This window comes from Sphingomonas sp. BL-S-05, assembly GCF_055521695.1.
The window spans coordinates 820,499-841,297 of the sequence record NZ_CM145499.1 but is presented as its reverse complement, the minus strand read 5'-3'; the positions used below and the strand labels follow the sequence as shown (position 1 = coordinate 841,297).

Below are 20,799 nucleotides of genomic sequence, written 5' to 3'. Positions count from 1 at the left end.
GCGATGCATTGGTTGCGAACGCTCGTCCGGCGGCGCGACGGCAATGTCGCGATGATCGTGGCCGGGGGCATGGCGATGCTGACCGGAACCGCCGTGATCGGCGTCGATACCGCGTCGATGTTCCTTGAGAAACGCCGGTTGCAGGGGGTGGCGGATGCAGCGGCGCTGGCGGCGGCACAGGATCCGGCCAATGCTACCGCGCGGGCGCAGGCGGCGGTGGGGCTTTCGCCTGACAATGGCACGCGGATAGTCAACCTGACCCCGGGACATTTCGAACGCGATCAGTCGGTTACGGTCGACGCGCGCTTCGTCGCGGGCACGGCATCACCCAACGCCGCGCAGGTTACGGTCGAAAGCCAGCTACGCCCCTTCTTCGCGCAGATCTTCGGGACGCAACAGGTGGCGATCGCCGCGCAGGCGACGGCGGCGAGGATCGACCTGGCTGCCTTCTCGATCGGGACGCGACTGGCGTCGGTGCAGGGCGGATTGCCCGGTACCCTGCTGTCGCAACTCGCCGGCAGCGACCTGTCGCTGTCGGTGATGGATTATAATGCGCTGGCATCAGGACAGGTCGACCTGCTCAAGACGATCGAACTGCTGCGTACCGGTCCCGGTGTCCGCGCCGCGACGTTCGGCGAGGTGCTGACCAGCGATATCACCCTGCCGCAACTGGCGATCGCGATGGCGGGCGCGACGACGAGTAGCAGCGCCGCCGCGACGCTGCGCACTTTGTCGACAAAGCTGCCGGCGCGCAGCATCCGGCTGGGATCGATCCTTGATCTCGGTCCGTTGGCCGACCGCACCACCGCCGATCCGCAGCGACCGATTCGCGCCGATGCCTATGCGATCCTGCGCGAAGCGGTGCAGATCGGCACCGGCACCCGCCAGATACAAAGCGATATCGATCTGGGGATCGCGGGGATCGGGCGGACCCGGCTATGGCTGCAGATCGGCGAGCGGCCGGCGAACAGCCCGTGGCTGTCGATCGGACAGGCCGGTCGCACCGTGGTGCGCAGCGCACAGACGCGACTATGGATCGATATCGCGTTGCTGAACGCGCCGCTGAGCCTGGGGTCGGTCCGGGTGCCGATCTATGTCGAACTGGCAGAAGCCGAAGCACGGCTGGCATCGATCGCGTGCGTCGGCGGCCCTGCCAATTCGAACGTCGGCCTCGACGTCACGCCCTCGCTCGGCCGTGCCGCGATCGCCGATCTCGATCCGACGCTGCTCGGCAATTTCCAGCAGGCGATGGCGCTACGTCCGGCCCGGATGGTGACGTTGCCGCTCGCCACGTTGACCGGGTTCGCCGATATCAAACTGGGCGGAACGCAGGCGCAGCGCGTTACCTTTTCGCGTGCCGAAATTGACGGGGATGTCGTCAAATCGGTCGCGACCAACGATATCGCCGCCGGCATTGCCAGCAGCCTGTTGCGCAACGTCGATATCCGCGTCAACGTCCTCGGCATCGGGCTATCGGGTGGCTTGCTGACCACGACGCTGGGCAACACGCTGACGCTCGCCGCGCCGGCGCTCGACCTCGTGGTGGGCCAGGTCGGCGCGCTGGCCGGCGTGCATCTGGGTCAGGCCGATGTGCGGGTCGACGGCGTGCGGTGCGGCGCGCCGGTGCTGGTGCGGTGAGCCGCTACCTCCGGGTCAGCAGGACGATCGCGCCTTCATTGCCATAGGTGCCGCGCAACTCGGCGATGGTGATCCGGACCGGGACGGCGCGTCCCTCGTTCGACAGGATAGCGCTGTCGATCGTGCGGGCGCCCTCGCCGCTCAGCACGCGATCCAGCGCTTCGCGAAATGCCACGCGCTGGCCCACCGGGATCAGATCGGCCAGCGCGACGTGCCGCAGCCGCTCCTCGGGCAGATGGATCATCGCGCAAAAGGTCGGTTCGGCCTGATCGATATGCCCACGCGTGTTCAGGCAGACATAGCCGATGCCGTCATGCACCGCGATCGCCTCGCGCAGCGATTTGCGCGCATCGGCGAGGCGGTGGATCTTCATGTCGTCGGTAATGTCGTGGAACAACACCGTGACATAGTGGGCGAACGGATGAATTTCGGCCCGGACCCAGGTATTTTCGCGGAAAAGCGATGGGATTTCAGCCGAATATGGTTCCTTGCTCGCAACCGCTCTCAGAACGTAGGTTTCGATCAACGACCGGCGCAGCCTCGGCAACGCCTCGAACACCTTGCGACCGGCCAGGTCGCCGTCCTGCCGGTCGAGCTGGACATGGGCAACGCGGTTGGCCGCGACGATCCGCAGGTCGTAGTCGATTAGCAGCACGCCGATACTGAGGCAGTTGGCGAGTTCGTGCAGGCTGGTCGCCGCGATCGTATCCGCCCGGTCGGCACCGTTTGCCTGTTGCAGCGCCGTATAGTGGCGGACCGTGGTCAATACATGGGTGGCGCGGCCGTGATGGGTGACGAAGATCGCCTCGTCATCCTGCATCTGTCGGAGCTGACCGAATTTTCGGGCGAAGTCGGCGGACGATACCATCGGGTGAGAGGAAGCGCCGTGGTTTGCGGCTTCCCGGTCCTGCAACGCCATAATCCCTTCTCCCCGAAACATATCCCTATTGGTCGAACACCCCAAGTAATCGGCAGCATCATGCTGATAAGGCAAGCATTTATGCTACAAACCTGAGTTAGTATCCTCGCCGGACCAAATCAATATGGCCGAACGCAAACAACCACCATGATGGATGTGGTAGCGATGCCGCCCACGCCGAATCGGCGAGGTTTGGGAGAGAAGAAGATGCGCATTCTGCTGAGCGCCGCCGCCGCGCTGGCGACGATCGCCATTCCGGCGCAGGCGGAACCCTGGGTCGCGGGCTGGACGGCATCGCCGATCAAACCCAATGCCGAGCAATTGCTGACCGACGCGCAGTATCGCGACGCGACGCTGCGTCAGATCGTACGGGTCACGATCGGCGGACGGGCAGTGCGCGTGCGGTTCTCCAACCGCTTCGGCGCGACGCCGCTGCGCATCGCGGGCGCAAGCGTCGCACTGGCGACAGGGCCGGCGGCCGCGTCGATCCGGGCCGGCAGCGATCGGCCGCTGCGCTTCGGCGGCAGGGCGATGGTGGAGATACCGGCGGGGGCAGACTATTGGTCGGATCCGGTTGCCTTGCCGGTGACGGCGCTTGCCGATCTGGCGATCAGCACGCGCTTCGCCGACCTGCCGCAGCAACAGACCGGCCATCCCGGCGCGCGGACGCGCAGCTGGATCGCACTGGGCGACCGGCTGTCGGATGCGGCCTTCGCCGATGCGGTCCCGGTGGAACGCTGGTTCCAGATCGCGGCGGTGGAGGTCGATGCGGCACCCGCCGGGCGCGCGATCGTCGCACTGGGCGATTCGATCACCGACGGGTTCGGCGTGAAGGACGGCCGCCATCAGCGCTGGACCGACGGTCTGGCGAGGCGGTTGTCGGCGAACCGCGCGACCCGCGACGTGGCGGTGCTGAACCACGGCATCGGCGGCAACTGTCTGCTGGTCGAATGCCTTGGCCCCAATGCCCTGTCACGCTTCGACGGCGACGTGCTGAGCCAGCCCGGTGCGCGCTATCTTATCCTGCTGGAGGGGATCAACGATCTGGGCGGCCTCGCCCGCGAGAAGCCGGCGACTGCAGAGGAACGCCGCGCGCATGTCGAGCGGATGATCGCCGGCTACGCTCAGATCGTCGCGCGCGCCCGGGCCAAGGGGCTGAAGGTGATCGGCGGCACGGTGATGCCGTTCATGGGCAACGACTATTATCATCCCGATGCGGCGGCGGAGGCATCGCGGCAGGCGGTGAATGCATGGATCCGCACGCCGGGCCATTTCGACGCCGTGATCGATTTCGACCGCATCGTCCGCGACCCGGCACAGCCCGGCCGATTGCTGCCCGCCTATGACTCGGGCGACCATCTCCACCCGTCGATGGTGGGCTATCAGGCGATGGCCGACGCCATACCGCTGGCCCTGTTCGCCAAATGACGTTGACGCTGGATCGCGACGGCGCGGCGGCCTCGAATGGATGGGCGTCTGACCCTTGGCGCTACCCCGCACGGCCCCCATGTGCGGCGCGAACCAATCGGAGGCTGCTTCATGATCGATCTGCACTATTGGCCGACGCCCAACGGCCACAAGATCACACTCTTCCTCGAAGAAGCCGGGCTGCCCTACACCATCCATCCGGTCGATATCGGCAAGGGCGAGCAGTTCCGCCCCGAATTCCTCGCCATCGCGCCCAACAACCGGATGCCGGCCATCGTCGATCATGAACCGGCCGGGGGCGAGGCGCCGCTGGCGATCTTCGAATCGGGTGCGATCCTGCTGTATCTGGCGGAGAAGACCGGGCGCTTTCTGCCCGCCGACCTGCCCGGACGATTCGAGGCGATCCAGTGGCTGATGTGGCAGATGGGCGGTCTGGGGCCGATGGCCGGGCAGAACCATCACTTCAACATCTATGCGCCCGAGAAGATTCCGTACGCGCAGGACCGCTATATCCGCGAAACGGCGCGGCTGTACGGCGTGCTCGACAAGCGGCTCGCCGACCGGGCGTTCGTCGCCGGGGACTATTCGATCGCCGACATGGCCGCCTATCCGTGGATCGTGCCGCATGAGGCGCAAGGCCAGAAGCTCGAGGATTTTCCGAACCTGCAGCGCTGGTTCGAAACCATCGCGGCACGTCCCGCGACGATCGCGGCATATGAGAAGGGCAAGGCGGTCAGCAGCGGCAACCAGCCGATGAGCGAGGAACAACGCCGCGTCCTGTTCGGGACGCCGGCTGCGCGCTGAACCAGCTGCGACAAACTGCGACAATTATCGCCCGCGACGACATAGGTCGGCGACAAGTCGCGGGCAAATGGGGAGCATCATCCACCGGGGTGCTCCCCGTTTTCGAAAGGTTCGCTTCCCATGCGATCGTTGATCGTCGCCGCCTCGCTCGCCGCCATCGCCCTGCCGGGCGTCGCACTCGCCGCCCAGACCCCGCCCCCGCCGCCCGGCGCCGACCGGGTCGTCACCCGCGCCGACGCGATGGCACGAGCCGATCAGCGTTTCGACGCGCTGGATACCGACCATGACGGCAAGATCAGCGCCGCCGAGCGCGCCGCGCTGCCACAGCGCGGGCCACGCGGGCTGGATGGCGAGGCCAACCCGCCGCGCCGGGGTGGCGGTGGCGCGCGGATGCTGGAACGCGCCGATGCCAATCGCGACGGCGTCATCACCCGGGGCGAGTTCCGTGCCATGGCCGCTGCCGGTTTCGACCGGCAGGATATCAACCGCGACGGCAAGATCGACCCGTCCGAACGCCGTCAGGCGCGCGAACAGCGGATGAGCCAGCGCGGGGCGAAGGGCGGCACGGTCACCCGCGCCGCGTTCCAGGCGCGCGCCCTCGCCCGCTTCGACCGCATCGACGCGAACAAGGATGGGCAGATCGACCCGGCCGAACGCTTCATGGCGCGCGAGAAGCGGATGCAGCGTCGCGGTCCGCAGATCGCCGGCTGACCCACGCCGGACGGCAACGCCACCTTGCCGTCCGGCCTTTCCATTCAGGAGCTTCCGCGCCTAGCATGTCCGACATGGCCGATATCCCGCATCTGTTGCTGGTCGACGACGAACGATCGATCCGCGAACCGCTTGCCCAGTATCTGACGAAACAGGGGTTTCGCGTGACCCAGGCGGGCGATGCCGAGGGCGCACGCGCGCGGCTCAACGCCTATGCGATCGACCTTGCCATCCTCGACATCATGATGCCGGGCGAGGACGGGCTGTCGCTGTGCCGCCATATCCGCGAAACCAGCGAGACGCCGGTCATCCTGCTGACCGCCCGCGCGGAGGAAACCGACCGCATCGTCGGGCTGGAAATGGGCGCAGACGATTATGTCGTGAAACCCTTTTCCCCGCGCGAGCTGGCGGCGCGGGTCAAGGTCGTGCTGCGCCGGACCGCCGGTGGCGCGGTCCGGCAACATGCACCCGAAGCAGGGTCGTTCGCCTTTGCCGGCTGGGTGCTCAAGACCGGGGAGCGCGCACTGGTCGATCGCGAGGGCGTGTCGGTGCCGCTGTCGACCGGCGAATATAATCTGCTCCACGCGCTGGTGACCCGCCCGCGCCAGGTGCTGACCCGCGACCAGTTGCTCGACCTGACCCAGGGGCGCGAGGCCGCTGCGTTCGACCGCGCGATCGACAATCAGGTCAGCCGGTTGCGCAAGAAGATCGAGACCGACGTCCGCAACCCGGAGATCATCAAGACCGTCTGGGGCGGCGGCTATACGCTGGCGACCGAGGTGACTCGCCTGTGAGGCGACTGGGGCCGACCAGCCTGCCCGGTCAGATCGCGCTGCTGGTCGCGGTGGCGCTGTTCGTGGCGCAGGCGCTGAACTTCGCGCTGCTGCTGCGGGAACGGCGCGCCTTTCGCTTTGCCGAAATCACCCTGCCCGCGGTCACCCGCCTGATCGATGCCGCCGAGCGGACGACGGCGCCCCGCCCCGTGCCGACGCGCGACCGGATGCGCGGCGTGCGGCTGGTGACCGACCGGATGCCCGCGCTGCGCGGCGAACCGGAACGCGACGTCGAACAGGCGATCCGCGCCGGCTTCGCCGATGCCGGCATTCGCCCCGGCCGGATCGCCGCGCATATCCGTCCGATCGACGAGGCCGAGATACGGGAACGCGGTATCGGCGGACAGCGGGCCGAACGGCTGCGGCGCATGGGGGCGGTGCTGGACGCGGCGGTCGAACTGCCCGGTCGCGGCTGGCTGGTATCGCATACCCCCTGGCCGATGGCGGAGCGCGGGCTGTTGTGGCAGTCGCTGGCGCAGACCTTCATCCTCTATGTCATCGTGCTGTTGCCGGTGCTGTGGATCGGGCGGCGGATCGCCAAGCCGCTGCGCCGGCTGGCGGTGGCGGCCCGCGAATTCCATCCCGCCCGGCCGCTGCCGGCGATCGAGCCGTCGGGGCCGCAGGATGTGCGGCTGCTGATCTCCGCCTTCACCGATCTGGGTCAGCGGGTGAATGCGATGGTCGATGAAAAGGACCGGATGCTGGGCGCGATCGGCCACGACCTGCGGACGCCGCTGGCGGCGCTGCGCGTCCGGATCGAATCGGTCGAGGACGATACCGACCGGGCACGCATGGCCGAGACGATCGACGAGATGAACGCGACGCTCGACGATATCCTGTCGCTGGCGCGGCTCGGGCGGCCGAGCGAGGCGGCGACCGATGTCGACGTCGCCGCACTGGTCGACGCGGTGGTCGATGATTTTCGCGACCTTGGCCATGACGTCGATTTCGTCGAGGCGGCGCGCGTACCGTTGCACCTGCGTCCCAATCTGATGCGACGGGCGGTGCGCAACCTGATCGAGAATGCGATCAAATATGCCGGCGCAGCGGAAGTGCGGGTCGAAACGAGCGCGCGCGCGGTGGCGATCGTCGTCGCCGACCGGGGGCCGGGCATTCCAGTCGATCGGATGGATGCGGTGTTCGATCCGTTCACCCGGCTGGAAACGTCGCGCAATCGCGAAACCGGCGGGATCGGGCTGGGACTGGCGCTGGCACGGGCGATCGTTCGCGATGCCGGCGGCGAGATTACGCTGGTAAACCGCGACGGCGGCGGATTGAACGCGACCATCCGGTTGCCGCGCTGAACGGCTGCGAAACGAAATACGGTATCGCGACGTTGAGTGCCAAGCGATGATAAAAGTAGCCAGCTACAATATGCGCAAGGCGATCGGCACCGATCGCCGCCGGATGCCCGAGCGGACGCTGGAGGTGCTGCGCGAGATCGACGCCGATATCATCGCATTGCAGGAATGCGACCGGCGGCTGGGCGAGCGGGCCGGCGTAATTCCGGCGCATCTGCTCGACGAACACAGCCCATGGGTCGCGGTGCCGCTGGCGATCCGCGCGAAATCGATGGGCTGGCACGGCAATGCCCTGTTGGTGCGCAAGGAAGCGAGCGTCAGCGGGCAGCGGCGGATCGAGATACCGGCGCTCGAACCGCGCGGCGCGGTGCGGGCCGACGTCACCACCAACGGCATGGCCTTGCGCGTGGTCGGCATGCATCTCGATCTGTCGGGGCTGTGGCGACGCAAACAGGCGCATGCGATCCTGAGCGAGGTCGACGGCTGTTCGCCGAAACTGCCCAGCGTGTTGATGGGCGACCTGAACGAATGGACGCCGCGATCGGGGTGTCTCCGCGACTTCGGGCGGACGCATTGCTTTGCCGAGACCGGACCCAGCTTCCACGCGCGCCACCCGGTCGGGCGGCTCGACCGGATCATGGTGTCGAGCGAATTGAAGATCGTCGATGCCGGCGTCCATCACAGCGCGGCCGCGCGCAAGGCATCGGACCATCTGCCGATCTGGGCGACGCTCGCCCCGGCATGACCGACGCACCGCCCCCGCTCCACGAACGCGAACTGCGCCTGGCACTGGTCTGCTACGGGGGGATCAGCCTCGCCGTCTATATGCACGGGCTGGTCAAGGAAATCTGGCATATCGCCCGCGCCAGCCGGGCGGTTCAGGACGCGGGCGAGCCGCTGACGGGCAGCGCGGCGGTGTATCAGGCGATGCTGACCGATCTGGCCGCGCTGACCGGTATCCGCCTGCGCGTGCTGGTCGATATCGTCGCCGGGGCGAGCGCGGGCGGGATCAACGGCGTGTTCCTGGCGCAGGCGGTGTCCACCGGCCAGTCGCTCGATCCGCTGACCGACCTGTGGCTCGACGGCGCGGATATCGAGGCGCTGATCGATCCGGCACAGGCGCCGGCGAGCGCGCTGTCGCGACCTTGGGCGCGACCGATCGCATGGATGGCGCTAGGCCGCGAGGACGAGGCCGCGTCGAGCGTCGATATCGCCGCGCGCGACGAACTGCGCGCCAAGCTCGACCGTTTCGTCCGGGCGCGCTGGTTCGAGCCGCCCTTTGGCGGGCGGGCGATGGTCGACATGCTGCTCGACGCCTTTGCCGCGATGGCCGCGACCCCTGCCGGGCCGCGACTGCTGCCGCCCGGCCAGCCGCTCGACCTGTTCGTGACCGTCACCGATTTCGCGGGGCATCCCGAAACGCTGCGGCTCAATTCACCGCCGGAAGTGGTCGAGACCGAGCACCGGCTCGTCATCGGCTTTCACGACCATGGCGGGGAATGGCTGGCCGATACCGCCGAGCTGGTGTTCGCGGCGCGGGCGACGTCGAGCTTTCCCGGTGCGTTTCCGCCGTTCCGGGTCGGCGAGCTGGACGCGGCGCTGACCGATCGGGCGGTGGAGTGGCCGGGACGCGATGCGTTTCTGCGCCGGGTGCTGCCGCGCCAGTCGGCGGTCGGCATGGCGGAGCAGGCGACGCTGATCGACGGATCGGTGCTGGCCAATGCGCCCTTCGCCCCCGCGATCGATGCGCTGCGCGAACGCCCGGCGCGGCGGCAGATCGATCGGCGCTTCGTCTATCTCGACCCCGCCCCCAACCACAAGTTCGGCATCGGCACCGCGCATGACGGTCCCCCCAGCTTCTTCCAGACGATCCTCGGCGCGCTGTCCGAACTGCCGCGCAAACAGCCGATCCGCGACAATCTGGATGCGATCCAGCGAAGGTCGGAACGGATCGAACGGATGCTGGCGATCGTCGAGCAACTGCGCGGCGGCGTGGAGGCGGAGGTCGAACAGTTGTTCGGCTATACGCTGTTCCTCGACTGGCCGACGCCGTCGCGGCTGGCCGGCTGGCGACAGCGGGCGCAGGCGCAGGCGGTCAAGCGTGCCGGATATGGCCATGCCGCTTATGGACTGCTGAAGGTCGATCAGGTGCTGGACCGGCTGGCCGAACGCGTCGCGACGCTGGCGGACGATGCGTCGCCCGACCGGATACGGCGGTTGCGCGACGGGTTCGCCGGGGTCGTCGCGGAGGGCGGTGGCGTCCGGTTCGATGGCGACGGCGCGTCGGCGGAGGCGGTCGCGTTTCTGCGCGCGCACGATCTCGCCTTTCGCATCCGGCGGTTGCGGCTGCTGGTACGGACGATTTCGGCGATGGAGCCCGAACAGGATGCGGCGGCATTGGCGCCGGTGCGCGAGGCGATCTTCGCCAGCCTGACGCCCTATCTGGCGTGCGAGAATGCCGACCATTTCGCCGCGGTGCGGACGCTGGCGGCGGACAAGCGCGCCGATCCCGCCGACCTGCTGACGGCAATGGCCGGTGCGATGGACCTCGCGACGCTCGACGCGCAGACCGATGCACGGATGTCGGAGGCGCTGTCCGCCACTCCGCGCGATATCCGGCGGCCGATCCTGCTTGCCTATCTCGGCTTTCCCTTCTTCGACATCGCGACGCTGCCGCTGCTGGGCGGCGAAGGACTGGACGAATTCGATCCGGTGCGGGTCGACCGGATCGCGCCCGACGATGCGCCGTCGATCCGGGCGGGCGGTGCGGAGGCAACGCTGAAGGGCATACGCTTCAACAATTTCGGCGCGTTCTTCAGCCGGTCCTATCGCGAGAACGACTATCTTTGGGGGCGGCTGCATGGCGCCGAGCGGATGATCGACATCGCGCTGTCGACCCTGCCACCCGAGATCCGCCTGCCGCCCGGCTGGATCACCCGGCACAAACGCGCCGCGTTCACAGCGATCCTCGACGAGGAACAGCCGCGGTTGCAGGCGATCCAGCCGCTGTTCGACGAACTCCGCGCCGAAATCGGCTGACCCGTCGCCTATTGGAAAAGCCGCCACGACGGGCGTAAGGAAGGGCGGACGACAACGACGAAGGCTCCCTGAGCGATGCAGTTCCTGAAAACCCTGTTCTGGGCATTGCTGGTGGGGGTGATGGTCGCCTTTGCACTCAACAACATGACGATGGTGCCGCTGAAGCTGTGGGGCACGCTCTATGCCGATGTGAACCTGCCGCTGCTGCTGCTCGTGACCTTTCTGGCCGGGTTCCTGCCGACCTTCGTCGCGCTGCACCTGACGCGCTGGCGGCTGCGGCAGCGGATCGCGGCGACCGACCGGACGCTGGCCGATCTGCACCGGGCGGATACGGCGCCGGTCGTCGCCGCCGAGGCGATACCCACGAGCAATGCGGGAGCCACGCTATGAGCCGTTCGCCCATCTATGTCGCGATCGACACGCCCGATCTGGACCGGGCAAAGGCACTGGCGCAGGCGGTGCGTGGCCATGTCGGCGGGCTGAAGCTCGGCCTCGAATTCTTCATGGCCAATGGCCGCGCGGGGGTGCGGACGATGGCCGATCTGGGCCTGCCCATCTTCCTCGACCTGAAGTTCCATGACATCCCCAACACGGTCGCCAAGGCGATCCAGGCGCTGGGACCGCTCGACCCCGCCATCCTGACCGTCCACGCCGCCGGTGGGCAGGCGATGCTGGAGGATGCGAAGGCGGCGGCGCCGGTCGGGACCAAGGTGGTGGCGGTGACGATGCTGACCAGCCTCGACGCGCATGACCTGTCGTCGATCGGCCTTGCCCCCGATCCGCACGAACAGGTGGTGCGGCTGACCGAATTGGCGAAGCGTGCCGGGATCGACGGCGTGGTATGTTCGGGGGCCGAGGTCGCGGCGGCGAAGAAGGCATGGCCGCAAGGATTCTTCGTCGTGCCGGGCGTGCGGCCGGCGGACGGCCCGGTCGGCGACCAGAAACGGGTGGTGACCCCGCGCGCGGCGCTGGACGGCGGCGCGTCGGTACTGGTGATCGGGCGGCCGATCACCCAGGCGGAAAACCCCGATCAGGCGGCTCGCGCGATCGAGGCTACGCTATAGGCCATGCACCGGATCGGCCGTGCCGCCGCCGCCCGAAATGGATGGCGGCGGCGGTATCGGCATGCCCGTGGCGGGTGGCCCGGATCGCCTGCATCACCCGCTTGCCCTGTACCGCCAGCGTCAGGCCGGCGAGCGCCGCCGGCAGGGCGAACAGGGCCGACGCCGACCCAAAAGCCAGGACCGCGACCGCACAGGCGGTGACGATCAGCGCCATGCCCGCGGCGCGCCAGCATAGATCGCGACGACGCATCATGCCGCCCCCTGCCCGGCCGGGATCGGATCGTCGATCACGACGTCCCCGGCCGCCGCCATCATCGATCCCGGAACGGCGGTGTGACACAGCAGGATATCGGCCGGCGCGTCGACTTCCTCGACCAGCGCGCCGAGCGCGTCGCCCGCATCGAACGTCACGCCGATCGCCGGATCGCGCAGCCGCGTCGCGGCACGCCGCGCACGCCCGATCCGCATCGGCGACCGGTCGAGGCCCCGGCCTTCGATTGCGGTGAAACCGAGCGCGCGGGCATGGGTCAATGCCGCGAGCAGCAGGGTTCCGCACCCGCAATCGGCATCGACGATCCGCACCGCCCGGCGGCGGCGCTGGCGCAACCCCGACAAGGTGGCGGCGATCGCATTCCACCGCGGATCGCGGAGGGCGATGTTACGCGCCATGTGCGGCCTCCCGCGGTTCGCCCGCGACCGGTCCGAACGGGATGATCGGGATCAGCGGGACCGTCGCCAGTTCGATGCCGGCATGATAGCTTTGCCGCTCCGCCTCCGCGAAGCGCAACGCCGCCGAAAACGAGACGAAACGTCCCTCCAGTCGCCGATGCCGGTCCTGGACCAGCCAGTGCCCGGCACAGTCCTGTCCGACATAGAACAGGTCGGGTTCCGCGATATCCGATTGCGTTGCAGATGCCATATACCGTTGCCTTCGATGGACCCGGTCGCCGTTGCGGCCGTGCCATTCCAGCTACTTACCGCGACATAGCAATTCGAGATCGATTGTCGGCAATCGCATAGTGCGGACATAGCATGCGCATTTTTCCAGGGGTCGACGCCCTATCGCCACGCTCCGCCGCCCGCTAAGCCGCGGTCCATGACCCTCATCAAGATTTGCGGCCTGTCGACGCCCGACACGCTGGCCGCCGCGTTGACCGCCGGGGCGAGCCATGTCGGTTTCGTCTTCTTCGCCCCCTCCCCCCGCAATCTCGCATTAGATGCGGCGGCGGGGCTCGCGCGGCAAGTGCCGGACCGGATCGCGAAGGTCGGCGTGTTCGTCGATCCCGACGATGCGCTGCTCGATGCGGCGATGGCCGCCGCCCGGCTGGACGCGATCCAGCTTCACAAGACCGCGCCCGATCGGATCGCCGCGATCCGGGCGCGGACCGGCCGGGAAGTCTGGGGTGCGGTCGCGGTCAAGACGCGGGCCGATTTGGAGGCCGCGCGGACGCTGGTCGGGGCGGCGGACCGGGTGCTGTACGATGCCAAGACCCCGCCCGGCGCGGCATTGCCGGGTGGCATGGGGCTGCGGTTCGACTGGGGGCTGCTCGACGGCTTCGTCCATCCGCTGCCCTGGGCATTGTCGGGCGGACTCGATGCCGGCAACGTCGCGGAAGCGATCCGGGCGACGCGGGCGCCGCTGGTCGATGTGTCGTCGGGCGTGGAAAGCGCGCCGGGGGTCAAGGATGCCGGGCGGATCGCCGCATTCGTACGCAGCGTGACCGGCGGCTGATACTCGACAGCGCCCGCCGCCGGGCGTAACGAGCGACCCCATGAACGCTCCCAACAGCTATCGCGCCCAGCCCGACGATCGTGGTCATTTCGGTGCCTTTGGCGGCCGTTATGTCGCCGAAACGCTGATGCCGCTGATCCTCGACCTCGACCGCGAATATAAGGCGGCGAAGGCCGATCCCGCCTTTGCCGCGCAGTTCGACGACCTGATGACGCATTATGTCGGTCGGCCAAGCCCGCTCTATCACGCCGAACGCCTGTCGGAGACGCTGAGAGCTTCGGCCGAGCCGGGCATGGGCGCACAGGTATGGTTCAAGCGCGACGAGCTGAACCATACCGGCGCGCACAAGATCAACAATTGCATCGGCCAGATCCTGCTGGCGATCCGCATGGGCAAGACGCGGATCATCGCCGAGACGGGCGCCGGCCAGCATGGCGTGGCGACCGCCGCCGTCTGCGCGCGCTTCGGCCTGCCCTGCGTCATCTATATGGGTGCCAAGGACGTCGAACGGCAGCAGCCGAACGTGTTCCGCATGAAGCTGCTGGGTGCCGAGGTGCGGCCGGTGACCAGCGGTGCGGCGACGCTGTCGGACGCGATGAACGAAGGCCTGCGCGACTGGGTCGCAAACGTCCACGACACCTTCTACATCATCGGCACTGCCGCCGGCCCGCACCCCTATCCCGAACTGGTGCGCGATTTCCAGAGCATCATCGGCCGTGAGGCGCGCGCGCAGATGCTGGAGCGGACCGGCCGCCTGCCCGACCTGCTGGTCGCGGCGATCGGTGGCGGATCGAACGCGATCGGGCTGTTCCATCCGTTCCTCGACGATCCCGACGTGGCGATGCTGGGCGTCGAGGCGGCGGGCCATGGGCTGGACAAGGACCATGCCGCGTCGCTGGCCGGCGGGTTCCCCGGCATCCTCCATGGCAACAAGACCTATTTGTTGCAGGACGAGGACGGGCAGATCGCCGAGGGGCATTCGATCTCGGCGGGCCTCGACTATCCCGGGATCGGGCCGGAACATGCGTGGCTGCGCGATATCGGGCGGGTCGAATATGACAGCGCGACCGATGTCGATGCGCTCGACGCGTTCCAGATGCTGTGCCGGACCGAGGGGATCATTCCGGCGCTGGAACCCGCCCATGCCATTGCGGCAGTGGCGCGCCGGGCGAAGACGATGCGGAGCGACCAGATCATCCTCGCCAACCTGTGCGGCCGCGGCGACAAGGATATCTTCACCGTGGCGAACGCGCTGGGGGTGAACATCTGAAGCCAAAAGCCCTCTCCCCTTCAGGGGAGAGGGTTGGGAGAGGGGCAGTGCGCGACGCTGGTTTGACGGAAAGAGCCAAGGCGGCACGTAAGGCTCCCACTCCTGCCGAACAGCGTCTGTGGTTCGCGTTGCGGGCCGAACGGTTTGCCCGCGTCAAGTTCCGGCGGCAGAAGGTGATCGGGCCGTTTATCGCCGACTTTGCCAGTAACGCGCCGAAGCTGGTGATCGAACTCGACGGCCACCTGCACGGCGAAACCGTCGCCTACGATGCGCAACGAACCGCCTATTTGACGCAAGCCGGCTATCGGGTAGTGCGGTTCGCTAACGCTGACGTGATGCATAATCTCGAAGGCGTGCTTCGACAGTTGGAAGACGTTGTACATGACCCCCTCTCCCAACCCTCTCCCCCAAGGGGGAGAGGGCTATAAGATGAACCGCCTCGCCGCTGCGTTCGGCAAGGGCCGTCCAGCGCTGGTGTGCTTTGTCACCGCCGGCGATCCGACGCCCGACGCCACGCCTGCCATCCTCGACGCGCTGGTCGCGGGGGGAGCGGACGTGATCGAACTGGGCATGCCGTTCACCGATCCGATGGCCGATGGTCCCGCGATCCAGTCGGCGAACATCCGTTCGCTGGCGGCGGGAACGCGGACCGCCGATGTGCTGCGCATCGCGACAGGCTTTCGCGAACGTCACCACGACGTGCCGCTGGTGCTGATGGGCTATGCCAATCCGATGGTCCGGCGCGGGGCCGACTGGTTCGCACAAGCCGCTGCGGCGGCCGGGGTCGATGGCGTGATCTGCGTCGACATTCCGCCCGAGGAAGACGACAGCCTGGGACAGCAGTTGCGCGACCACGGCGTCGCCGCCATCCGGCTGGCGACGCCGACCACCGACGCCGCGCGGCTGCCGAACGTGCTGGCGGGGGCCGGTGGGTTCCTCTATTACGTCTCGGTCGCGGGCATCACCGGCAAGCAGCAGGCGGTACAGGCGTCGATCGACGATGCCGTCGCCCGGCTGAAGGCCGCGACCGACCTGCCGATCGCGGTCGGCTTCGGCGTGCGCACGCCCGAACAGGCGGCCAATATCGCGCGCGTCGCCGATGGCGTCGTCGTCGGATCGGCGATTGTCGAAATTGTCGCGGAACATGGGCAGCACGCCGCCGCCCCCGTCCAATCCTATATCGAAAGCCTCGCCGCGGCGATCGCGACGGCGAGCAAGGAACCCGCATGAGCTGGCTGAACCGCGTCCGCAACGCCCTGCCCTTCGTCGCGCGCAAGGAAACGCCCGACCATCTCTGGCACAAGTGCAAGGGGTGCGGGCAGATGATCTTCACCAAGGAATGGGAAGAGAATCTGCACGTCTGCCCAAAATGCGACCATCATGGCCGTATCGGACCGAAGGAACGGTTCGAGCAGTTGTTCGATGCGGGCAGCGTCGAAATTCTGCCGAACCCGAAGGTCGCCGAAGACCCGCTGAAATTTCGCGACAGCAAGCGCTATGTCGACCGGCTGAAGGCGGCGCGGACCGATACCGGCGAGCAGGATGCGTATCAAAACGCCTATGGCACCATCGCCGGACGCGGCTGCGTGATCGGCGTCCAGAACTTCGCGTTCATGGGCGGGTCGATGGGCCAGTTCGTCGGTGAGGCGTTCATCGCCGGGGTCGAGGCGGCGATCGCACGCGGCGTGCCCTATATCGTCTTTACGGCGAGCGGCGGCGCGCGGATGCAGGAGGGTATTCTCAGCCTGATGCAGATGCCGCGCACGACCGTGGCGATCGAGATGCTGCACGATGCCGGCCTGCCCTATCTGGTGGTATTGACCGATCCGACCTCGGGCGGGGTGATGGCGGCCTATGCGATGTTGGGCGACGTGCAGATCGCCGAGCCGAAGGCGACGCTGGCGTTCACCGGGCGGCGCGTGATCGAAAGCACGATCCGCGAGAAGCTGCCCGAGGACTTCCAGACGAGCGAATATTATCGCGACCACGGCCTGATCGACCGCGTGACGCATCGGCGCGATCTGCCCGCCGAACTGGCGCAGCTGATCGAATTTCTGGGACGCAAGGAAGCGGCGTGACGGCCAAATCCTCTCCGCTTCGCGGGGAGGGGGACCGCCGCGTAGCGGTGGTGGAGGGGGATCGCAGCCAAACGCAACCGTCGTGGAGGTGGCCACCCCCCTCCACCAGCCTGCGGCTGGTCCCCCTCCCCGCGTAGCGGGGAGGATTTGCAAGTGGCTGATTTCGCTATCTCGACCGATCCGGCGGTGCAGGCGCAACTCGACCGGCTGACGTTGCTGTCGCCCGGCGCCGATATTCTCGGCCTCGATCGCATCACCCGGCTGCTGGCGCGGCTGGGCGACCCGCATCGCCATCTGCCGCCGGTGTTCCATGTCGCGGGGACCAATGGGAAGGGGTCGACCTGTGCCTATCTGCGCGCGGCGATCGAGGCGGCCGGGCTGCGGGTGCACGTCTATGCCAGCCCGCATCTGGTGCGGTTCAACGAACGCATCCGGCTGTCGGGGACGCTGATCGATGATCCGGCACTGGCGGCGCTGCTGGGCGAGGTGCTCGACGCGGCCGAGGGGATCGGGGCGAGCTTCTTCGAGATCACGACGGCCGCCGCGTTCCTCGCCTTTGCCCGGACGCCGGCCGATGCGTGCGTGATCGAGGTCGGTCTGGGCGGGCGGCTCGATGCGACCAACGTCCTGCCCGCGCCCGTCGCCTGCGGTATCGCGGCGCTGGGCATCGATCACGAAGCGTTTCTGGGATCGTCGCTGGTCGGCATCGCGGGCGAAAAGGCGGGCATCGCCAAGCCGGGCGTGCCGGTCGTCACCCTCGCCTACCCGCCCGAGATTGCCGCGCGGGTCGAAGCGACGGTCGATGCGGCGGGCGGCTCGCTGATCGCGCGGGGATCGGCCTGGGACGCGGTCGACGGGCGCTACCGCGATGCGATGGGGACGCTCGACCTGCCCGAACCGGCGCTGGCGGGGGTGCATCAGCGCGACAATCTGGCGCTGGCGGCGGCGATGCTGCGGCATCAGTCGGCGGTACCGGTGTCGGACGCGGCGATCCGCACCGCCGCCGGCACCGCGCGCTGGCCGGCGCGAATGCAACGGCTGCGGCCGGGCGGACCGCTGACCGGGCGGGTCGATCCGCGCCATGGCGTGTGGCTCGACGGGGCGCACAACGAATCCGCGGCGATCGAGGTGGCGCGCGGTTGGCCCCGCATCAGCCGGGGGGAGCGATCGGCGCTGGTCCTGGGGATGCTGGCGAACAAGGACGCCGGCGCGGTGCTGCGACATCTGGGTGAAATAGTTGACCAAGTCGTGGCAGTGCCGGTGCCGGGCCACGCCCACCACCCTCCAGCCGAATTGGCGCGGCAGGCGCGGGCGCTGGGGTTGCAGGCCGATGTTGCGACCGATCCGGCGGCGGCGCTGGATTTGCTGGCACGGTCGGAGCCGGAGTCGGTGCTGATCGCCGGGTCGCTGTATCTGGCAGGCACCGTGCTGGCGGCGAATGACGAGGTGCCGGTCTAGATCGGTTCATGCGGAGACGCGGAGAAAGAAGAAGGCTATTTTCGCGCAGAGGCGCAGAGGACGCTGAGGGGTTGTCGGGCGGACGTCGCCTGTCTGGCGAAGCCTTTTCCCCTCGGTCGGTCGCGATAGGAAAGCCGCTGGCGCCGCGTGCGCACCATCTCTGCGCCTCCGCGCCTCTGCGCGAAAATAACCTTCTCACTTCTTCCTCTGCGTAGATCAAAGCGTCTTCAACTCACGCCGCCACCGCACCCATTCGAGGAGCACGAACGCCACTGCGACCAGCCCCAATGCGGCGGTGAAGCGGAAGACCGGGGCATAGCCCATCTGTTCGACCGCCTCGCCCAGGCCAGCTCGGCCGAGCGAGCCGACCAGCAGCGTCAGCGACGACAGCAGCGCATATTGGACCGCGCTATGTTCCTTGCTGGCGATCGAGGAGAGATAGGCGACGAACGCCGCACCGGCCAAGCCGCCGGCGATGTTCTCGCCCGAGATCGCGACCATCAACCGCATCATCCGCGCATCGACGCCGAGGTTGAGCAACCCGGTCGCCCCCGCCACCGCGTCGATGACCGGCGATCCGGATGCCAGATCGGCATAGAGCAGGTTGCTCGCCGCCGCGACGATCGCGCCGATCAGCAGCGTCGGCATCCGCCCCAGCACCGCGAACGAGATCCCGCCCAGCGACACGCCGACGATCGTCATGCCGACGCCGAAGATCTTGGAGGCGAAGGCAACCTCTGCGTTCGTGTACTGCAACTCCTCCAGATAAAAGGGATAGGCGAAGGGGCCCCAGATCGAATCGCACAGCCGGTAACTGAGGATCAGCCCGAGCACGATGATCGCGCCGAACCCCAGCCGCCCGACCAGTTCGGACAGCGGCAGGATCAGTGCGCGATAGCCATGTTCGATGAAGCCGGACGTGGGTGCCGCTGCCCCGTCGCGGTTCCAGCCGAGCCATTCCGCCAGTTGCGCGCGCCGGTTGAGCCATGCCGCGACCAACGCGGGCACGACGACGGTGACCACGATGATCCATGGCCCGGTCAGCCGGGTGAAATCGCCGACGCTGGGCGGGGTTTCGCCCGGCGCGACGTTCAGGACGCGGACCATGAACGCGCCGATGGTGACGATCGCCCAGCCCCAGCACAGACCGACGATGATGAGGCCGGTGCGCTTGTCGCGGGTGCTGGGCCCCACCGCGCCGCCGACCGCCCGTTCGATGACCGGGCGCGGCGTGTCGGGGGCGAACAGCGTCACGAGCAGCAGCGCCGCCATCAACGCGCCCATCACCGCATAGACCATCGGCCAGGTGATCGCGTCGGCCAGCACCAGCGCCAGCGCTCCGCCGATCAGCGTGGCGATGCGATAGCCGAGCTGGTAGATCGACGACAATATGCCGAGCGTCGCGCGTTCGTCGGCAACGTCGATCCGCCACGCGTCGATCACCGTATCCTGCGTCGCCGCCGCGAACGCCCCGATCACCGCGACCAGCGCGAACCAGCCGATCGCGGTCGCCGGATCGCTGACCGACAGAGTCAGGAAGGTCGCGACCAGCACCGCCTGACACAGCAGCAGCCACGACTTGCGCCGCCCGAAGCGTTCGAGCAGCGGCAGGCGCAGCCGGTCGACGACCGGCGACCACAGGAATTTGAACGCCGCGATCAGCCCGATCCACGACAACAGCCCGATGGTGGCGAGGTTGATCTTCGCCTCCGCCAGCCACGCGTTGAGCGTGCCGAGCAGCAGCGTGAAGGGCAGCCCGGCCGCCAGACCGAGGGCGAACATCGCCGCCGTCTTACGATTGCCCAGCCCCATATGGATCAGCGCCAGCCCCTTGGGCGCGGCTTCGGTCATGCAAGTCCTCCAGGAAGGGGCGCGACCGTAGAAGGGGTTAGCGGTGGCGGCAAGGTGACGATCGCCGCGCTCGCCGACGCCCTTCCAATTCCGACCCTTGCCGTTCGGGCAAGGGTAAGGGAGGAAAGCGAAGTCGGGCTACGCCGCCGTGCGGAACAGGTTGAAGCCGCTGGGCAGCCTTCGCGGCAGTTTCGCGCCGCCGATCACCGCGTCGATCGCGTCGATCGCGCTCAGCAGATCCTTTTGCGGATAGGGTTTGCTGAGGCATCCGGCGGCGAAGACCTGCGCCTCCTGCGGACAGGCACCGGTGACCAGCAGCACCGGCATGCCGCGTTCATGCGCCGATCGCGCCACGTCCAGCCCGTTGCCATCCGACAGGTTGATGTCGACAAGTACCAGATCGAGATCGCGCCCGGATTCGAGCGTCGCCAGCGCGGCCGCCACCGTGTCGACCGTCGCGGCGATCTCGAAGCCCGACGCCCCCAGGAAATGTTCGGTGTCGAACGCGACCAGGGGTTCGTCCTCGACGACCAGGATCCGGTTGATGTGCCGCTTCTTGCGCCCGAACAACATTGCCCCACTCGCTTTCCACCGGGATGCTTACAGCTTATACGAACGCACAAACTCGCGAAGGCGACGAAGGAACCGCTTCGGCTGAAACTTTCGTCGCATC

The 20,799-nt window shown here is 67.8% G+C and carries 22 protein-coding genes; 16 read left to right on the top strand and 6 right to left on the bottom strand.

All coding sequences use genetic code 11. The features are described 5' to 3' along the window. Nucleotides 1–3: 3 nt before the first annotated feature. A complete protein-coding gene (locus ACZ1JS_RS03665; RefSeq protein ID WP_465167758.1) occupies nt 4–1,638 on the top strand; it encodes a TadG family pilus assembly protein in 1,635 nt (544 codons plus the stop codon). Nucleotides 1,639–1,642: 4 nt separating this feature from the next. Here the strand turns inward: ACZ1JS_RS03665 and ACZ1JS_RS03660 are convergent, their stop codons facing one another. After that, nucleotides 1,643–2,506: a PAS domain-containing protein gene (locus ACZ1JS_RS03660; RefSeq protein ID WP_465167757.1), complete on the bottom strand. Its 864-nt coding sequence runs from the start codon at nt 2,504–2,506 to the stop codon at nt 1,643–1,645. Between the two features lie 258 nt (nt 2,507–2,764). On the opposite strand from ACZ1JS_RS03660, the gene ACZ1JS_RS03655 reads away from it, so the two are divergent. From ACZ1JS_RS03655 to pyrF, 9 genes are all read left to right on the top strand, one after another. Then, the gene (locus ACZ1JS_RS03655) at nt 2,765–3,985 is read left to right on the top strand and encodes an SGNH/GDSL hydrolase family protein (RefSeq protein ID WP_465167756.1); all 1,221 of its coding nucleotides are present in this window, start codon (nt 2,765–2,767) and stop codon (nt 3,983–3,985) included. Between the two features lie 111 nt (nt 3,986–4,096). Continuing rightward, complete coding sequence (locus ACZ1JS_RS03650; protein WP_465167755.1) at nt 4,097–4,789, top strand: glutathione binding-like protein; 693 nt, start codon at nt 4,097–4,099, stop codon at nt 4,787–4,789. 120 nt (nt 4,790–4,909) lie between these two features. Next, nucleotides 4,910–5,500 carry an EF-hand domain-containing protein gene (locus tag ACZ1JS_RS03645; protein ID WP_465167754.1) on the top strand — a complete coding sequence of 197 codons (591 nt, stop codon included), beginning with the start codon at nt 4,910–4,912 and terminating at the stop codon, nt 5,498–5,500. A 74-nt stretch (nt 5,501–5,574) separates the two neighbouring features. After that, nucleotides 5,575–6,294 carry a response regulator gene (locus ACZ1JS_RS03640; RefSeq protein ID WP_066689608.1) on the top strand — a complete coding sequence of 240 codons (720 nt, stop codon included), beginning with the start codon at nt 5,575–5,577 and terminating at the stop codon, nt 6,292–6,294. Beyond that, a complete protein-coding gene (locus ACZ1JS_RS03635) occupies nt 6,291–7,637 on the top strand; it encodes a sensor histidine kinase (protein ID WP_465167753.1) in 1,347 nt (448 codons plus the stop codon). The genes ACZ1JS_RS03640 and ACZ1JS_RS03635 overlap by 4 nt, the downstream gene beginning before the upstream one ends. Nucleotides 7,638–7,683: 46 nt before the next feature. Continuing rightward, nucleotides 7,684–8,379 (top strand): endonuclease/exonuclease/phosphatase family protein, encoded by a 696-nt coding sequence (locus ACZ1JS_RS03630; RefSeq protein ID WP_465167752.1) that lies wholly within the window; start codon nt 7,684–7,686, stop codon nt 8,377–8,379. Then, nucleotides 8,376–10,673 carry a patatin-like protein gene (locus ACZ1JS_RS03625; RefSeq protein ID WP_465167751.1) on the top strand — a complete coding sequence of 766 codons (2,298 nt, stop codon included), beginning with the start codon at nt 8,376–8,378 and terminating at the stop codon, nt 10,671–10,673. The genes ACZ1JS_RS03630 and ACZ1JS_RS03625 overlap by 4 nt, the downstream gene beginning before the upstream one ends. A gap of 75 nt (nt 10,674–10,748) precedes the next feature. After that, nucleotides 10,749–11,063, top strand: a complete 315-nt coding sequence (locus tag ACZ1JS_RS03620) for a lipopolysaccharide assembly protein LapA domain-containing protein (RefSeq protein WP_465167750.1) — start codon at nt 10,749–10,751, stop codon at nt 11,061–11,063. Further along, on the top strand, nt 11,060–11,737 hold the full coding sequence (gene pyrF / locus ACZ1JS_RS03615) for an orotidine-5'-phosphate decarboxylase (protein WP_345876805.1): 678 nt from the start codon (nt 11,060–11,062) through the stop codon (nt 11,735–11,737). The genes ACZ1JS_RS03620 and pyrF overlap by 4 nt, the downstream gene beginning before the upstream one ends. On the opposite strand, the gene ACZ1JS_RS03610 is transcribed toward pyrF, so the two are convergent. The 3 genes from ACZ1JS_RS03610 to ACZ1JS_RS03600 are packed head-to-tail and all read right to left on the bottom strand — an operon-like array spanning nt 11,727 to nt 12,656. Beyond that, nucleotides 11,727–11,990, bottom strand: coding sequence for a hypothetical protein (locus ACZ1JS_RS03610; RefSeq protein WP_465167749.1), 264 nt, complete (start codon nt 11,988–11,990; stop codon nt 11,727–11,729). The two genes, pyrF and ACZ1JS_RS03610, sit on opposite strands and share 11 nt — an antisense overlap. Beyond that, nucleotides 11,987–12,406: an SAM-dependent methyltransferase gene (locus tag ACZ1JS_RS03605; protein WP_465167748.1), complete on the bottom strand. Its 420-nt coding sequence runs from the start codon at nt 12,404–12,406 to the stop codon at nt 11,987–11,989. The genes ACZ1JS_RS03610 and ACZ1JS_RS03605 overlap by 4 nt, the downstream gene beginning before the upstream one ends. Beyond that, complete coding sequence (locus ACZ1JS_RS03600; RefSeq protein WP_345876802.1) at nt 12,396–12,656, bottom strand: hypothetical protein; 261 nt, start codon at nt 12,654–12,656, stop codon at nt 12,396–12,398. Before ACZ1JS_RS03600 ends, ACZ1JS_RS03605 begins: the two co-directional genes overlap by 11 nt. Before the next feature lie 177 nt (nt 12,657–12,833). Between ACZ1JS_RS03600 and ACZ1JS_RS03595 the strand changes: the two genes are divergently transcribed. The 6 genes from ACZ1JS_RS03595 (at nt 12,834) to ACZ1JS_RS03570 (ending at nt 18,275) form a co-directional block, all read left to right on the top strand. Beyond that, on the top strand, nt 12,834–13,469 hold the full coding sequence (locus tag ACZ1JS_RS03595) for a phosphoribosylanthranilate isomerase (RefSeq protein WP_465167747.1): 636 nt from the start codon (nt 12,834–12,836) through the stop codon (nt 13,467–13,469). Nucleotides 13,470–13,509: 40 nt separating this feature from the next. Then, the gene (gene trpB, locus ACZ1JS_RS03590; RefSeq protein WP_465167746.1) at nt 13,510–14,739 is read left to right on the top strand and encodes a tryptophan synthase subunit beta; all 1,230 of its coding nucleotides are present in this window, start codon (nt 13,510–13,512) and stop codon (nt 14,737–14,739) included. A gap of 47 nt (nt 14,740–14,786) precedes the next feature. After that, nucleotides 14,787–15,167 carry an endonuclease domain-containing protein gene (locus ACZ1JS_RS03585; protein WP_465167745.1) on the top strand — a complete coding sequence of 127 codons (381 nt, stop codon included), beginning with the start codon at nt 14,787–14,789 and terminating at the stop codon, nt 15,165–15,167. 1 nt (nt 15,168) lies between these two features. Beyond that, nucleotides 15,169–15,969 carry a tryptophan synthase subunit alpha gene (gene trpA / locus ACZ1JS_RS03580; RefSeq protein WP_465167744.1) on the top strand — a complete coding sequence of 267 codons (801 nt, stop codon included), beginning with the start codon at nt 15,169–15,171 and terminating at the stop codon, nt 15,967–15,969. Then, nucleotides 15,966–16,817 carry an acetyl-CoA carboxylase, carboxyltransferase subunit beta gene (accD, locus tag ACZ1JS_RS03575; RefSeq protein WP_465167743.1) on the top strand — a complete coding sequence of 284 codons (852 nt, stop codon included), beginning with the start codon at nt 15,966–15,968 and terminating at the stop codon, nt 16,815–16,817. Before trpA ends, accD begins: the two co-directional genes overlap by 4 nt. A 153-nt stretch (nt 16,818–16,970) precedes the next feature. Then, entirely contained in the window at nt 16,971–18,275 is a 1,305-nt protein-coding gene (locus ACZ1JS_RS03570; RefSeq protein WP_465167742.1) for a bifunctional folylpolyglutamate synthase/dihydrofolate synthase, read from the top strand. A 216-nt stretch (nt 18,276–18,491) separates the two neighbouring features. On the opposite strand, the gene ACZ1JS_RS03565 is transcribed toward ACZ1JS_RS03570, so the two are convergent. Both ACZ1JS_RS03565 and ACZ1JS_RS03560 read right to left on the bottom strand, forming a co-directional pair. Further along, nucleotides 18,492–20,126 carry an AmpG family muropeptide MFS transporter gene (locus ACZ1JS_RS03565; RefSeq protein WP_465167741.1) on the bottom strand — a complete coding sequence of 545 codons (1,635 nt, stop codon included), beginning with the start codon at nt 20,124–20,126 and terminating at the stop codon, nt 18,492–18,494. Nucleotides 20,127–20,264: 138 nt separating this feature from the next. After that, entirely contained in the window at nt 20,265–20,699 is a 435-nt protein-coding gene (locus tag ACZ1JS_RS03560) for a response regulator (RefSeq protein WP_465167740.1), read from the bottom strand. Nucleotides 20,700–20,799 lie beyond the last annotated feature (100 nt).

Excerpts from the sequence above, each read along its gene's own strand:
- ACZ1JS_RS03665 (WP_465167758.1), top strand. The coding sequence starts at position 4 with ATGCATTGGTTGCGAACGCTCGTCCGGCGGCGCGACGGCAATGTCGCG.
- ACZ1JS_RS03660 (WP_465167757.1), bottom strand. The coding sequence starts at position 2,506 with ATGGTATCGTCCGCCGACTTCGCCCGAAAATTCGGTCAGCTCCGACAG.
- ACZ1JS_RS03655 (WP_465167756.1), top strand. The coding sequence starts at position 2,765 with ATGCGCATTCTGCTGAGCGCCGCCGCCGCGCTGGCGACGATCGCCATT.
- ACZ1JS_RS03650 (WP_465167755.1), top strand. The coding sequence starts at position 4,097 with ATGATCGATCTGCACTATTGGCCGACGCCCAACGGCCACAAGATCACA.
- ACZ1JS_RS03645 (WP_465167754.1), top strand. The coding sequence starts at position 4,910 with ATGCGATCGTTGATCGTCGCCGCCTCGCTCGCCGCCATCGCCCTGCCG.
- ACZ1JS_RS03640 (WP_066689608.1), top strand. The coding sequence starts at position 5,575 with ATGGCCGATATCCCGCATCTGTTGCTGGTCGACGACGAACGATCGATC.
- ACZ1JS_RS03630 (WP_465167752.1), top strand. The coding sequence starts at position 7,684 with ATGATAAAAGTAGCCAGCTACAATATGCGCAAGGCGATCGGCACCGAT.
- ACZ1JS_RS03625 (WP_465167751.1), top strand. The coding sequence starts at position 8,376 with ATGACCGACGCACCGCCCCCGCTCCACGAACGCGAACTGCGCCTGGCA.
- ACZ1JS_RS03620 (WP_465167750.1), top strand. The coding sequence starts at position 10,749 with ATGCAGTTCCTGAAAACCCTGTTCTGGGCATTGCTGGTGGGGGTGATG.
- pyrF (WP_345876805.1), top strand. The coding sequence starts at position 11,060 with ATGAGCCGTTCGCCCATCTATGTCGCGATCGACACGCCCGATCTGGAC.
- ACZ1JS_RS03610 (WP_465167749.1), bottom strand. The coding sequence starts at position 11,990 with ATGATGCGTCGTCGCGATCTATGCTGGCGCGCCGCGGGCATGGCGCTG.
- ACZ1JS_RS03605 (WP_465167748.1), bottom strand. The coding sequence starts at position 12,406 with ATGGCGCGTAACATCGCCCTCCGCGATCCGCGGTGGAATGCGATCGCC.
- ACZ1JS_RS03600 (WP_345876802.1), bottom strand. The coding sequence starts at position 12,656 with ATGGCATCTGCAACGCAATCGGATATCGCGGAACCCGACCTGTTCTAT.
- ACZ1JS_RS03595 (WP_465167747.1), top strand. The coding sequence starts at position 12,834 with ATGACCCTCATCAAGATTTGCGGCCTGTCGACGCCCGACACGCTGGCC.
- trpB (WP_465167746.1), top strand. The coding sequence starts at position 13,510 with ATGAACGCTCCCAACAGCTATCGCGCCCAGCCCGACGATCGTGGTCAT.
- trpA (WP_465167744.1), top strand. The coding sequence starts at position 15,169 with ATGAACCGCCTCGCCGCTGCGTTCGGCAAGGGCCGTCCAGCGCTGGTG.
- accD (WP_465167743.1), top strand. The coding sequence starts at position 15,966 with ATGAGCTGGCTGAACCGCGTCCGCAACGCCCTGCCCTTCGTCGCGCGC.
- ACZ1JS_RS03565 (WP_465167741.1), bottom strand. The coding sequence starts at position 20,126 with ATGACCGAAGCCGCGCCCAAGGGGCTGGCGCTGATCCATATGGGGCTG.
- ACZ1JS_RS03560 (WP_465167740.1), bottom strand. The coding sequence starts at position 20,699 with ATGTTGTTCGGGCGCAAGAAGCGGCACATCAACCGGATCCTGGTCGTC.